The organism is Serratia sp. BNK-17 (genome assembly GCF_048684935.1).
Lineage (GTDB): Bacteria > Pseudomonadota > Gammaproteobacteria > Enterobacterales > Enterobacteriaceae > Serratia > Serratia nematodiphila.
Map to the genome: position 1 here is coordinate 4,242,238 of NZ_JBLQTR010000001.1, position 13,445 is coordinate 4,255,682.

At 60.9% G+C, this 13,445-nt stretch carries 14 protein-coding genes; 8 read left to right on the forward strand and 6 right to left on the reverse strand.

The features are described 5' to 3' along the window. Window positions 1-86 precede the first annotated feature (86 nt). Complete coding sequence (locus ACMGF7_RS20155; protein WP_197798862.1) at window positions 87-962, forward strand: alpha/beta hydrolase; 876 nt, start codon at window positions 87-89, stop codon at window positions 960-962. Here the strand turns inward: ACMGF7_RS20155 and ACMGF7_RS20160 are convergent. Together ACMGF7_RS20160 and ACMGF7_RS20165 are read right to left on the reverse strand one after the other, a co-directional pair. Continuing rightward, window positions 889-2,106, reverse strand: coding sequence for an MFS transporter (locus ACMGF7_RS20160; RefSeq protein ID WP_197763570.1), 1,218 nt, complete (start codon window positions 2,104-2,106; stop codon window positions 889-891). The genes ACMGF7_RS20155 and ACMGF7_RS20160 overlap by 74 nt on opposite strands. Beyond that, on the reverse strand, window positions 2,097-3,263 hold the full coding sequence (locus tag ACMGF7_RS20165) for a serine hydrolase domain-containing protein (RefSeq protein WP_197763571.1): 1,167 nt from the start codon (window positions 3,261-3,263) through the stop codon (window positions 2,097-2,099). Before ACMGF7_RS20165 ends, ACMGF7_RS20160 begins: the two co-directional genes overlap by 10 nt. A 121-nt stretch (window positions 3,264-3,384) precedes the next feature. Between ACMGF7_RS20165 and ACMGF7_RS20170 the strand changes: the two genes are divergently transcribed. The 6 genes from ACMGF7_RS20170 (at window position 3,385) to ACMGF7_RS20195 (ending at window position 9,751) form a co-directional block, all read left to right on the forward strand. Further along, the gene (locus ACMGF7_RS20170; protein WP_041922234.1) at window positions 3,385-4,272 is read left to right on the forward strand and encodes a LysR family transcriptional regulator; all 888 of its coding nucleotides are present in this window, start codon (window positions 3,385-3,387) and stop codon (window positions 4,270-4,272) included. 225 nt (window positions 4,273-4,497) lie between these two features. Then, window positions 4,498-5,802 carry an MmgE/PrpD family protein gene (locus ACMGF7_RS20175; protein ID WP_021504571.1) on the forward strand — a complete coding sequence of 435 codons (1,305 nt, stop codon included), beginning with the start codon at window positions 4,498-4,500 and terminating at the stop codon, window positions 5,800-5,802. A gap of 19 nt (window positions 5,803-5,821) precedes the next feature. Beyond that, window positions 5,822-7,159 (forward strand): LLM class flavin-dependent oxidoreductase, encoded by a 1,338-nt coding sequence (locus ACMGF7_RS20180; RefSeq protein WP_021504570.1) that lies wholly within the window; start codon window positions 5,822-5,824, stop codon window positions 7,157-7,159. Window positions 7,160-7,176: 17 nt separating this feature from the next. Next, on the forward strand, window positions 7,177-8,091 hold the full coding sequence (locus ACMGF7_RS20185) for an ABC transporter substrate-binding protein (protein ID WP_049241050.1): 915 nt from the start codon (window positions 7,177-7,179) through the stop codon (window positions 8,089-8,091). Next, complete coding sequence (locus ACMGF7_RS20190) at window positions 8,088-8,993, forward strand: amino acid ABC transporter permease (RefSeq protein ID WP_049241052.1); 906 nt, start codon at window positions 8,088-8,090, stop codon at window positions 8,991-8,993. Before ACMGF7_RS20185 ends, ACMGF7_RS20190 begins: the two co-directional genes overlap by 4 nt. Continuing rightward, window positions 8,990-9,751, forward strand: coding sequence for an amino acid ABC transporter ATP-binding protein (locus ACMGF7_RS20195; protein ID WP_004940693.1), 762 nt, complete (start codon window positions 8,990-8,992; stop codon window positions 9,749-9,751). The genes ACMGF7_RS20190 and ACMGF7_RS20195 overlap by 4 nt, the downstream gene beginning before the upstream one ends. Window positions 9,752-9,790: 39 nt before the next feature. Here ACMGF7_RS20195 and ACMGF7_RS20200 read toward each other — a convergent pair whose 3' ends face one another. The 3 genes from ACMGF7_RS20200 to ACMGF7_RS20210 all read right to left on the reverse strand — a co-directional run bounded on the left by ACMGF7_RS20200 (window position 9,791) and on the right by ACMGF7_RS20210 (window position 11,119). Then, entirely contained in the window at window positions 9,791-9,928 is a 138-nt protein-coding gene (locus ACMGF7_RS20200; protein WP_004940695.1) for an AcrZ family multidrug efflux pump-associated protein, read from the reverse strand. A 193-nt stretch (window positions 9,929-10,121) separates the two neighbouring features. Beyond that, window positions 10,122-10,592 (reverse strand): Rrf2 family transcriptional regulator, encoded by a 471-nt coding sequence (locus ACMGF7_RS20205; RefSeq protein WP_004940698.1) that lies wholly within the window; start codon window positions 10,590-10,592, stop codon window positions 10,122-10,124. A gap of 131 nt (window positions 10,593-10,723) precedes the next feature. Further along, window positions 10,724-11,119: a DUF427 domain-containing protein gene (locus tag ACMGF7_RS20210; RefSeq protein WP_049241054.1), complete on the reverse strand. Its 396-nt coding sequence runs from the start codon at window positions 11,117-11,119 to the stop codon at window positions 10,724-10,726. Between the two features lie 230 nt (window positions 11,120-11,349). On the opposite strand from ACMGF7_RS20210, the gene osmB reads away from it, so the two are divergent. Continuing rightward, window positions 11,350-11,562, forward strand: a complete 213-nt coding sequence (gene osmB / locus ACMGF7_RS20215; protein ID WP_004940700.1) for an osmotically-inducible lipoprotein OsmB — start codon at window positions 11,350-11,352, stop codon at window positions 11,560-11,562. 153 nt (window positions 11,563-11,715) lie between these two features. Here osmB and ACMGF7_RS20220 read toward each other — a convergent pair whose 3' ends face one another. Continuing rightward, window positions 11,716-13,263: a methyl-accepting chemotaxis protein gene (locus ACMGF7_RS20220; RefSeq protein ID WP_197798874.1), complete on the reverse strand. Its 1,548-nt coding sequence runs from the start codon at window positions 13,261-13,263 to the stop codon at window positions 11,716-11,718. Window positions 13,264-13,445 lie beyond the last annotated feature (182 nt).

A 13,445-nucleotide genomic window follows, 5' to 3' on the forward strand; every position in this document is an offset into this window, starting at 1 on the left:
AAAGAACGCCCGTCGGCGACGCATTCCGCATCAAACATTAAAAAAGCATTAGGTGGATAATCGAGCGTCACCAACAAGGAGAAGTTATGAAAATCGACCTGATGTTCGACGATACCGCCGCCAGAGCGGTGCAATACAACGCCCGCGCGTCGGTGGAAGATTTTGACGCCTGCATGGCGGAATACGCCGCGCTGGCCCAGCGAGCCAAGGCACAGACCCCCGGCATTTACGATCTGCGTTACGGCATGAGCGCCGCCGAGCGCCTCGATCTGTTCCCGGCCTGCACGCAGCCCGCCCCGCTGCTGATCTTTATTCATGGCGGCTACTGGCATTCGCAGCGCAAAGAGGAAGCCTGTTCGATGGCCGCCGCGTTTGCCCAGCGCGGCGTGGCCGTCGCCACGCTGGAATACACACTGGCGCCAGAAGCGACGCTGGCGGAGATCGTGCACGAGGTGCGCAGCGCCGTCGCCTGGCTTTATCATCACGGGGCGCCGTTCGGCATCGATCCGGCGCGCATTTTCGTCAGCGGCAGTTCGGCCGGCGGCCACCTGTGCGGCATGCTGATCGCCGACGGCTGGCAGCAACGCTATCGCCTGCCGCCCGACGCGATCAAAGGCGCGCTGGCGCTGAGTGGCCTCTACGATCTGCGCCCGCTGTGCGATATCTACATCAACGACTGGCTGCACCTGACGCCCGAACAGGCGCAAACCCTCAGCCCGCTGTTTCTGCTGCCGGAGAAAGACCATGCGCCGCAGATCCTGCTCGACGTCGGCCAACGCGAAACGCAAGGGTTCAAAAACCAAACGCAGGCCTATTATGACGCCTGCCTGTCGCGCGGCCTCGACGTTCAGTTGCTGGCCGATCGCCACTGCAATCACTTTACGCTGGTCAACGAACTGGCCGATGCGGAAAGCGCGATGTTCCGGCAGGTGATGGCGATGATCGACCCAACGCAGCGGTAGCCTGCCGCTGCAACCGCAGCCTGGCGGCGATCGTTATCACCGCCAGCGCGGCGAACAAGGCTCCGCACAGCAGGCTGCCCTGTAGCCCCCACGCGGTGATGGACCAGCCGCCCGTCAGCGACCCCAACGCCACCCCCAGATTGATAAAGGCGATATACAGCCCGGTGGCGAACGCCGGCGCCTGCGGCGCTTCGGATGTCAACCAGACCTGCGTCACGATCAAACCGCTGGTGTGCGCCGCTCCCCAATACAGACAAAGCGCCGTCATCGAACCGATATTCGCGCTGCCGTAGCGATACAGCAGCGCATAAGCCACAATCAAGGCTAGCGGGTGCAGCAGCACCGTCACTGCACGATGGCGGCTCAACCCCTTGCCGGCCAACAGATTGCCCGCGACGCCGCCCACGCCGAACACCACCAGAAGAAAGCCGATGGCGGCGGCGCCAATGCCGGCTTCACGGCTGAGGTACTCGGCCGCATAAGCGTAGACGGCAAACATCGCGGCAAAGATCAGCACGCAGGTAATGATATTCAACCACAGCGTGCCGCTGCGCAGGATTGCCAACTGTTTGCCATAGCTGAGGCGCTGCACGGCCGCATCAGGCAAGCGCCACAGCAATCCCAACGCCGCCAGAAGGTTTACCAGCGCGCAAAATCGAAACGACGCCTCATAGCTGAACTGCCCGGCGATCCATTGCGTCAACGGTATCCCCAACACCATGCCCATGCTGGTGCCGATGAACGCATAGGCGGTTGCTTTGGTGGCCAGATGCGGCGGATAAAGCGCCGCGGCCGCCACCATGGCCAGCGAAAAATAGATCGGATGAAACAACGCCGGCACAATGCGCAGCAACATGAGCATGGCGAAGCTGTCCGTCTGAGCGGACAGCGCGCTGGCCGCCGCAAACACGGCCAACGCGATCAACAACATGCGTTTGCGATTGAATCGCGACGCCAGCAGCACCAACAGCGGCCCGAGCAGCGCGATGGTCAGGGCGAAGATCCCGACCAGCCAGCCGGCCTGCGCCGTGGAGATGCCATACCGTGCGATGATCTGCGGCAAAATACCCACCACGCCAAACTCGATGCAGTAAACGCCGAACAGCCCCAGCGCGATAAAGAAAATCGGTGGCATCAGGCGCATTGCATCGCTCCCGTCGCGGCATAGACCGCCTGACAAATCTCGCCGACAAAGGCGCCGGACATGCCCTCCAGCGCCGTGTTGGTAAACGCGACGACGCTGAGCTGCCGGACAGGATCGACGAACCAGGAATGGCCATAGGTGCCGCCCATTCGCCAGGTCCCCACGGACTCCGGCGTTTGCGCGGCGATGGGGTCTTTCAGTACGGTAATGCCGAGGCCGAAACCGCGCCCCGGCCAAAACGGCATCGGCAAATCGCCGATTTGGTTGGTGGTCAGCGCCGTCACCCATTCGGCCGGCAGCACCTGCCCGCCCCCTTGGCGCAACGTTTCCAGCAGGCGCAGGAAATCCTCCGCCGAGCCGACCATGCCGGCGCCGCCGGAGGCGTACGCCTGCGGATCCAGCGCACGCGCCGGCGACAGATGAAAACCGGCGCAGCCATCGATGAACGGTAAACGATCCGGTTGGCGCAAACGGCGCGGCTCGCCGGGATGATCGGCGTAAGCGGCCGCCAAACGTGCGGGATCCACCGCCAGGAAATCGGTATCCGTCATCGCCAGCGGCCCGGTCACCCATTTTTTTACTGCCTGCGTCAGCGGCAGGCCGCTCGCCTGTTCGATCGCCGCGCCCAGGACATCGGTGGCGATGGAATAGCGCCACGCCGCGCCGGGCGGAGCCAGCAAAGGGGCGCAGGCAATACGCCGCACGTTCTCCTGCAGGCTGACAGACGCTTCATCCATGCCGTCGGAGACGCCCAGCTGGGCATAGAATCCCCCTTCCGGCTGGAAAAAGCGGTAGCTTAGTCCGGCGGTGTGGGTCATGAGATGCCGTAGCGTCATCAACGGAGTGGTGCCGTCCGCCAGCCGCGGGCGAAAATTCGGCAGCCAACGGGTGATCGGATCGTCTAACCGCATGGCGCCTTGCGCCATCAATGCCAGCGCCGCCGTGGACACGATCGGTTTGGATACCGAGGCCAGACGAAACAGCGTATTGAGCGCCATCGGCTTGCCCGCTTCGCGATCTGCCATGCCCGCCGCGCGGTGATAAACGATCTCACCGCCCTGCGCCACCAAAACGACCGCGCCAACCAATCGTTTTTCACGCAAGGCTTGCTCTATCGCGCCGTCAATCGCGTTGGCAGAGGATCCGTATTCATTCATTTTTATTACCCCAGGTAGTCAGCCCATGCTGTCGCCACCGAGCATAGAGCGTGGTGATTAACGAAAAAACAGGCTAGATTTCCTTTCATAGCGGACACTCAAGTCCGCAATGGGGCAAGCAATGGATAATCTGTCTGGGGTGAACGTCTTTGTGCAGGCCGCAGAGACGCTGAGTTTCGTAGAGGCCGGGCGCGTGCTCGGCATTTCCGCTTCCGCGGTGGGGAAAAGCATCGCCCGCCTGGAAAATCGGCTGGGCGCGCGTCTGTTCCACCGCAGCACGCGCAGCATGACGCTGACCGCCGAAGGCCGGCTGTTTCTGCACCGCTGCCAGCGCATTCTCGGGGAATTGGCGGCGGCGGAACGGGAAATCAGCGATACGCACAGCGCGCCGCGCGGCAAGCTGCGTGTCAGTTTGCCGCTGGTGGGCGGCCTGCTGAATCCGGTGCTGGCGGAATTTGTCCGGCGTTACCCGGAGATTGAGCTGGAAACCGATTTTTCCGACCGTCGAGTCGCGGTGATCGAAGAAGGGTTCGATGCGGTGATCCGCGTGGGCGATACCGAGGACTCTCGCTTAATGAGCCGCCAACTGGGCACGTTTCACCTACAGCTGGTGGCGGCGCCAGAGTATCTGCGCCGAGCGGGAATACCCCGCCAGCCGGCAGAACTGCGCGATCACGCCTGCCTGTTATACAGATTCCCCACCACCGGCAAAATCGAGACCTGGCCGGTGGCGGGCGGAGATAAACTGCTCGACGAAGGCCTGGGCAAGCGCACGGTATGCAACACCGTCGACACGCTGATTTACCTGGCGGAACAGGGCCTGGGCATCGCCTGCTTGCCCGATTTCGCGGTGCGAGAGGCGCTGGAGCGACGGCGGCTCCAACCGGTGCTTGGCGACCACTGCCGACACAGTGGCAGTCTCAAAATTCTCTGGCCTTCAAGCAAACATCTTACACCGCGTCTCAGGGCATTTATCGACATCATGAGCGTTCGCCTTTTCTCGGCCTGAGTCCTCTATCGTGCTAGAGCAAATACAGCTTTGCTTTGCACAAAAATAGCTAAGGCGCAGACTGCCGCGCCTGCCAGCAGCTCTGACGGCGGCGCAGTGCCGTCGTTATATTCCATTCAGAGATATGGAAGCGCCGTTCGTTCTTTCGGGACAACGAAAATCGCCACACAATACCTTTCACCCCGCACTCGTGCATAACCGTATATAAATTCAGGTGTTAACGCCTTGTCATTACCGATAACCGCCCAATTCGCCCATCTGATATTGAACAGCCAGCCGGATGAAAACGCCCTGTCAGCCGCTCGCCGCGGCGTGAAAGATTACTTCGCCTGCGCGCTGCCGATTGCCCGCGGGGCGTTGAGCGATGCCGGTCTGGCAGCGATCGGTAAGACGTTTCCGCCGAACGGCAGCGAGAACCGCGCACTGCGCTATGGCTATGTCAGCCACGCGTTGGACTTCGATGATTACCATCCTGCGCTGCGTGGCCATCCGAGCACCGTAGTGCTCTCAGCCCTGCTGGCGCTGAACGGTGAGAGTGACGATGTCACTGAGCTGTTAACCGCCTATGTCATCGGCGTAGAGGCCGCTGGCCGGCTGGGATTGGCCGCTGGCACGCAACATTACGTGCTGGGTTTTCACAGCACCGCCACCCTGGGCGCGGTCGCCGCCTGCGCCGCCGTGGCGCGTTATCTGCAGCTTGACCAGCGGCAGACGCAGATTGCTCTGGGCCTGGCGGCCACGCAGGCAGCGGGCCTGCGCAGCCAGTTCGGTTCGGCGGCCAAACCGCTGCATGCCGGGTTGGCGGCACGCAACGCGGTCAACGCCGCTCTGCTGGCTCAGGCCGGTTTCATCGGCCAACCGGAGGGCGTGCTGAACAGCCTGCTGACTTCCCACGGCGGCGGCCGGCAAAAACCGGAATGCCTGACCGCCGGCTGGGGCACGCCCTGGCGCATCCTGCAGCCGGGGCTGGAATTCAAGCGGTACCCGACTTGCGGTGGCACTCACAGCGCGGCCGAGGCGGCGCTCGCCCTGCGCGCGCGGCTGCTGGCACAAGGCGACGCCCTTGCGGAGATCGCACAGGTTGAGGTCAGTTTTCCGCCCGGCGCAGATACTGCGCCCTTTATTCGCCAACCGGCCACCGGTGTGGAAGCGCGCTTTAGCCTCGAATACGTCATCGCCGATGCGCTATACCACGGCGAGGTCCCGCTGACGCATTACGGCGAACAGCCTGTCGATGCGGCTATCGCCGCCCTGGCGGCAAAAGTTGTGCGCCATGTCGATCCCGCAGCCCCGCCGGACGCGCTCGATCCGGAGATGCGCTTCCATCGTCTGACCCTGACGCTGCAGGACGGGAGGCAAATAAGTGACATAGTCACAAGAAAGCAAACCGCCGCCCGGCCGACAGACCTCGACGCCAAGCTGCGCGCCATTCTGCAGCTGCTTCCGGGCCTCGAAGGCGAGAGCGTTATCCGCGACTGCGCGCTTATGTCCCCTGGCGCGCTGCCGCGACTGATTGCATTGTTAAATTAATAATAAAACAGGAATAATTATGAGTACTTCACCTTCAACACCATCGCGCCAACTCCGTCTCGGCCTGTTCGTTCAGGCTCTGGGGCACCACATCGGGGGATGGCGCGCAGAAGGCGCCAGCGGTTCACCGACCGATATCGACTGGTTCACCTGGATCGCAAAAAAAGCCGAAGAAGGCACTTTCGATATGTTCTTCGTCGGCGACGCGTTGGCAACCAGCGTGCACCGCCTGCCCTCGACGATGTCACGCCTGGAGCCGCTGACGCTGCTCGCGGCGCTGGCGGTCAACACCCGCCATATCGGGCTGGCGGCGACCGCCTCCACCACGTTCGATCAACCCTTCCACCTGGCACGCGCCATGGCCTCCATCGACCATATCAGCCACGGCCGCGCCGCCTGGAACGTAGTGACCTCTTTCTCCAGCGATGCGGCGCGCAACTTCAGCCGTGAAGATCTGCCGTCGCACGCCGAACGCTATGAAGTGGCGCGGGAATTCCTCGAGGCCAGCTACAAACTGTGGGACGGCTGGGAAAAAGACGCCATCGTGCGCGACAAGCAAAATGGCGTGTACGCCATCGACGAGAAAATCCACGCCGCCAACCATAAGGGCAAGCATTTCTCGGTGCAGGGCCCGCTGAACATTTCCCGCTCGCCGCAAGGACGGCCGGTGATCATTGAGGCCGGCTCTTCCCCGGCCGGCCAGCAGCTGGCGGCGGAAACCGCCGAAGTGGTGTTCACCGCCGCCGCCAGCCTGGAAGAAGGACAAGCTTTCTACCGCAGTCAGAAAAAATACGTGGCCGACGCCGGCCGCAACCCGGACCACCTGCTGATCCTGCCAGGTGTGATGCCGATTGTCGGGCGTACCAAAGAAGAAGCGCAGGAAACCTGGTATCAGCTGAATCAACTGGTGGATATCGATAACGGCATTGAGCAGCTGTCGGCGCGCTTTGGTTTCGATTTGAGCGATTATCCGCTGGACGGCCCGGTGCCGAACGTGGGCGCCACCGAAGGCGGCCAAAGCCGCGTGAAACTGCTGACCGATCTGGCCGCGCGGGAAAACCTGACGCTGCGTGAGCTGGCGGCCGTCGCGGCCGGTTCGCGCGGCCACCGCGTGGTGGTAGGCACCGCCGAAGAGATCGCCGACGACTTCCAGCTGTGGCTGGAACAGCAAGGCGCAGACGGCTTCAACATCATGCCGGCGGTATTGCCCAACCAGCTGGAACTGTTCGTCGAGCAGGTGATCCCGGAGCTGCGTCGCCGTGGCCTGTTCCGTGAAGAGTATCAGCATGCAACCCTGCGTGAAAACCTGGGTCTGCCGGAACCGGCAATCAACTTCGCTAACGTAAAATCGGCTTAATCCGCAGGGAAATCATGATGAAAACCACATTCAAACGCACCGTACTGTCCCTGCTGTTGGCTTCCTCCACGCTGGCGCCGTTGGCAGCCGGTCATGCCGCTGAAGGCGATGTTCCCTTCAAGGCGGCGCTGAAAGCTGCCGCCGATCCGGCGCTGCACGACAGCCTGCCTGAAGCGATCAAAAAGGCCGGCTACATCGTTGCCGGCACCAACCCGAACACCCCGCCGACCACCTTTTACCAGGCGGACAACAAAACGCTGGCCGGGCGTGAAATCGACGTGATGAGCGCGATTGCCGATCGCCTGGGCGTGGCGATCCACTGGAAGGACACCGGCGGCTTCGACAACATCATCCCCGGCCTGAAGTCCGGCCGTTATGACGTCGCGCTGGCCAACATTGACGCCAACAAAAAGCGCTTCCAACAGGTGGACTTCGTCGGCTATTACCACGCTTCCAAGCTGGCCTTGATCGCACGCAAAGACGCTGCGCTAGGCCCTTACACCGAGCTGGCGCAGCTGTGCGGCCAGACCGTCGGCGCCGGCGCAGGCACCTCGCAGATCACCCGCCTGCAGCAGGCCAGCGATCAATGCGTCGCCGCCGGCAAGCCGGCCATCACCATGCCGATCTTCCCGGACCGCCCGGCCGGGGTGCAAGCGGTGATCAGCGGCCGCGTACCGATGTTTTTCGGCCCGTATGAAGGGTTGCGCTACCAGGCCACCCACGTTAAACCGCTGACGCTGGCCGGTGATATCAACATTGACGGCACCACGGTGGCCATTGCCCTGCCGAAAGGCTCCGAACTGGTGAAACCGGTGCAGGCAGCGCTGAATTCTCTGATCGCCGACGGCAGTTACCAGAAAATCCTCGACGGCTGGGATATCGGTTTTGGTGCAGTGAAAACCGCCGGCATCAATGAAGAGATCGCCAAATGAGTGGGCAACACCCTGTCGACGACGCGGAACTGAGCATCGTCGGCCATCGGCATTACGGGCGTTGGCTCAGCGCCCTGATTGTGCTGTTGATCGTCGGCGTTATCATCAATTCCATGCTGCACAACCCGCGCTTTGAATGGGCGGTGGTGGCGGAAAACCTCACCGAGGCTTCCATCCTCAACGGCGTGCTCATGACGCTTAAGCTGACGGTGATTTCGGTGGTGTTCGGCTTCGCCGGTGGCGTGCTGCTGGCGCTGATGCGCCTGTCGGCCAATCCGGTATTGGTTGCGGTAAGCTGGTTCTACACCTGGTTCTTCCGTGCGGTGCCGATGCTGGTGCAGCTGTTCCTTTGGTACAACATCGCCGCGCTTTATCCGCGCATCAGCCTGTGGATCCCGTTTCTTGGCGAAGTCGCCAGCGCGCCGACCAATACCCTTATCAGCACCTTCAGCGCGGCGGTGATCGCGCTGGTGATGCATCAGTCGGCCTATGCGGCGGAGATCGTGCGCGCAGGCATCCAAAGCGTCGGCAGCGGCCAGCTGGAAGCCGCCAAAGCGCTGGGATACCGTCGTGGGCAAATCCTGTGGCGCGTGGTATTGCCGCAGGCGATGCGCACCATCCTGCCGCCGGCGGGCAATGAGGTGATCGGGCAGTTGAAAACCACCGCGGTGGTGTCGGTGATTGCCCTGCAGGACGTGCTGTATTCGGCGCAGATCATTTACCAACGCACCTACGAGGTCATCCCGCTGCTGCTGGTCGCCACCCTGTGGTATCTGGCCATGACTTCGATTCTGTCGATTGGCCAATACTACGTGGAGCGCTATTTTGGCCGCGGCACGCAGGCAACGCGCCGCGGCGGGTTCTTCCTCAACCGCAAAGCCCCTCAGGGAGGTGAACAATGAGCGCATCCATCCACATCAACCGGGTGCGGAAATCCTTTTCCGGCACCGACGTGTTGAAAAACATCAGCCTGACCATCCCGGCAGGCTCGGTGACGGTGATCCTCGGCCCTTCCGGCTCCGGCAAATCCACCCTGTTGCGCTGCATCAACCACCTGGAAAAGCTGGACGGCGGCACCATTCGCGTTGGCGAACAGCTGATCGGCTATCGTCAAAAAGGCCGGCATCTGTACGAGCTGAAAGAAGCCGAGGTGGCCGAACAGCGTAAAAGCATCGGCATGGTATTTCAGCAGTTCAACTTGTTTGCGCACCGCACCGTGTTGCAAAACGTCAGCGACGCGCCGCTGCGGGTGAAAAAGGAAAAAAAAGCCGAGGTGCAGGAACGGGCGAAGCAGCTGCTGGCCCGCGTCGGGCTGGAACATCGCATCAACGCCTGGCCGCGAGAACTGTCCGGCGGCCAGCAACAGCGCGTCGCCATCGCCCGCGCGCTGGCGATGAACCCGCAGGTGTTACTGTTTGATGAACCGACCTCCGCCCTCGATCCTGAATTGGTTGGCGAAGTGCTGCAGGTGATGAAAGACTTGGCGCATTCGGGCATGACCATGGTGGTGGTCACGCACGAAATCGGCTTCGCCCGCGAAGTGGCCGACCAGATTGTCTTTATGGATCAGGGAAAGGTGGTTGAAACGGGCAGCGTGCAGCAGGTTCTGGATGCGCCGGGACATGAGAGGACGCGCAACTTCCTGGCGACGGTATTGTAGTCCTGCGTCAGGGGGCGCTGCGTCCCCTGACGTTCAAATTCAGCCGTTATTTTTGCGGCCGATAGCGGAAAAGACGTTGAACACTTCACCCAAGCCGTAAATCGCGCCGAGCAAGACGGCCACCATTACCGGCACCAGGACCACCACGGTGGCCAAGCTTTCAAGCATTTCTAACATCGTTCTCTCCTGGTTTATAAGCACAGCGAATCTGCGCCGGAAGAAAAGGTTTCCGGCCAATCGATCGATTATCGTGGGGAGGCAGTCTAAAACGTGACCCACATCACACTTGATGCGAGCTAATGTAACTTACACAATTACATTAACGCAATGCAAAAAATGCTCTGCGGGAAGACGGAATTGGCGTGGGTTTTTATTGCGTATCCGCTTGATATTGCGCTGAACAAGGGACAAAAGGATAGCCGGCTTGCCGCTCGACCTGCCCGGCCATTTCGGCGATGCTGGTTTGCGCCAGGCTGGCCTCCAGCGCGTGACCAACGCGCGCAAACTCTTGCTCCAGCACCGGGGTAATCGCGTGGCCGATATAACACGCATCGTTAGGCCGGGCGCGGTGCAGCATGAAATAGGGTTGATCCTCCACCGCGCGATACACGTCCAGCAGCGAGATCGCTTCTGCCGGCCGCGCCAGCAGCGCCCCGCCGCCTTGCCCCATCTGCGAATAGGTCAGCCCGGCCTCCGCCAGCGCGCCGAGGATCCGCCGCACCACCGTCGGGTTGGTGTTGACGCTGCGCGCGATATCTTCGGAACGCACCGTCTGGCCACGACACAGCGTGATGTTGGTCAGAATATGGATGGCAACGGCAAATCGCGTAGAGGTAGACACCTTGGCACCTGCTCAGAGTTTCGTTTATGTCGGATTAAAACATAAGGAAAGCGTATCAGTTTCCAGTAATACACATAATGAGTAGGGATAAGCGGAATGTCAACCTGCCCCCGCCCGGCGGCGGCGGCATGTCAGGCTTCAGTACTGATTTCTGTCACTTTGTCGGGATAAAATGCCAGATAATCCTTGATCGCCACCACGGCGTTGTAAGGCATTTCATAGCTCCAGGCCGTATTGGCCCCCTGTGCGCCGTTCAGCGCGAAGGTGAAATAACTGCAGTCGCCCTTATACGGGCAGTAGCTGACGTGCCCGTTTTTCTGCAATAGCGCCATATTCACGTCCTCACGCGGAAAGTAAAACACCGGCGGATAGGTGGCCTCCTGCAGGATGAGCGCATTGCGACTGTCGGCCAGGGTTTTCCCGGCAGCACGCACCACGACCCGCGTCGGATGACGAGTCAAGGTGATCGGGTGATCCGGGCCGGGGATTTTCACCGGTTTGCCGGACGCGGAAACGAGATCGGACATGGCGGCCTCCAGAGTGTGTGCCCCGCCCCCGCGAGGCGTCTTCCCAGTATAGACCAGCGGTTTTATCGGTGGCCGCACATTCGGCGAGCAATCGCTTTTCACCGCCGCAAAATTAAGAATTTTTACCTGTTCGATTTTCTTTCGGAGGAATACATTCATCCCAACTTCTACCGGTGGGTTAATCGGATTATTTTTAATCCATTAATCAGCCAATTTACCAGGAACTCATTATGAATATTAAACGTGCCGCAGGTGTGTTGGTGGTGGTGATGGCGACGCTTTCCGTTACCGCATGTGGGCATATGTCCAATCGCGATCGCAACACGGCGATCGGCGCGGGCGTCGGCGCGGTCGGCGGCGCAGTGCTGACCGACGGCAGCACGCTGGGCACCCTCGGCGGCGCAGCGCTGGGCGGTATTATCGGCCACCAGACCAGCCGTTAATCCTCCCGTTAAAATAATCTCTGCAGGCCGGCGCTTTTTTAATCCATAAGCGCCGGCCTGTTTTTATTTATCGAAATAACGTCCCTCAGCACAGGGAAATAATGAATAACATTAAGCGCAGCTTTATTATTCATTAACCTGCATCGGAAGTATTTATTGCGCCGGCAGCCTGAAACGCGCCATCGCTTTTTCTAACCGTTCCGACTCGCCCTGCAACAGCTGCGAAGCCTCGGTCACCGCGCTCACCACGGCGCCGGTTTGCTGCGCCACCTGATTCAGCGCGGTGATGCGCGCCGTCACGTCCTGGATGCTCTCCCCTTGATTGAATGACGCCAGCGAGATTTCCCCCATCAGCGCACTGCATTTGTTCACCAGATCGATAATTTTGCGCAGGTTGCCCGTCAGCCGTTCGACCGCCTGCGAACCTTGATCGATTTGCTGCAATGAGCGGCCGATCAACTGCTGAATATCGCGCGTCGAATGGCTGCTCTTTTGCGCCAGCAAGCCCACTTCTTTAGCCACGATGGCGAAACCGCGGCCGTGAACGCCGGCGTGCGCAGCCTCGATCGCCGCATTCAACGCCAGAATATGGGTCTGAAACGCCACGCTGTCGATCAGCGCGACAATGCCGCGCATCTCGGCCGATTGGTTGACGATCCCGTGCATCGAAACATTGACGGTTTGCATCATCTGCTCACCGGCGCCGGCGCACTGCCGGGCCTGTTCGGTTCGTTGGCTGGCCTGCAGCGCGTATTGGCCGTTTTCTTCCACCCGCGCCGCCAACTGCTGCACGTGCTCGGTCGCCAACTGCAGTTCCCCGTCCTGCTTCGCCGACTGTGCCGTCAACTGTCGATTGCCGTCCGCCAGCCGCTCGACGCCGTTCAGGATCCCGCTCGTCGCATCGCGCACCTCGCTTACCAGGCGCTGCAGACCGCCCTGCATGTGGCCAATGCTGGTTTGCAGCTGACGCATCTCGCGGTTCAACGCCCGCTCAGGCGGCAGCGGCCGCGAAAGATCGCCGGCGGCCAGCACGTTGAGGTGGACAATTGCCCGCTGCAGCGGTGCTATCACCCAGCGGGCGACGCCGAACCACACCCCCACGGCGATCAGCGCCAGCGCGGCCAATGCGCCAAGCGCAAAGGTATTGGCCTGCTCCAGCGCCGCCAATTGCCGCACGTTGACGTCATTGCCATGCTGTTCGTTCAGCGCCTGATAAGCGAGGTACTTTTCGTTGAAATCCGCCTGAAACGCCTGGATCGGCACGGCGAAAAACGCATCGATGCTGGCGCTGCTTTGCAACCCTTGCGCCTGTTCCTTCAGGCCGTCATAGAACAGGCGATAACTGTCTTTCAGGGCGCCCGCCGCTTCGGGCGCAGCCGCGCTCAAGCGCTCGAACCGGGCAAAGGCCTGCTTTGAAGCCTCCAACGCCGCCAACGATTCATCCAGCAGGCTATGCCAACTGCCGTCGGAGCCGGTGACTTTGTCCTGCAGATAATAGATGCCCGCACGGTTCAGGGTGTCGCTGGCCGTCAGCAGCGACAGTCTGGCGCGATCCATCGTCGCCTGCTGGCGATGCAACCCGTCTCCCGTCACCAGGTTAACCTTGGCGTCGTGCAGAATAGTGGAAATAAATACGGTGGAAAACAATTGCAGCAGAGAAAATAGCGCAATAACGCAAATTACGCCGCCTAATAAGCCCATGCTCTTGCCGATGCCAAACGCGTGCGGCAGCGCTGCCGCAGGTTTTACCCGGCGGCCAAGTGTCAGTTTTATGCTCATGATTTTTAGTCAGTAATGCCAGAATGCCGCGAGTCTAACGCGCATTTATGACACGACTATTTCAGCCTGCTTTGTGTCGCCCCCGCAAACCAGGGCGACTCAAT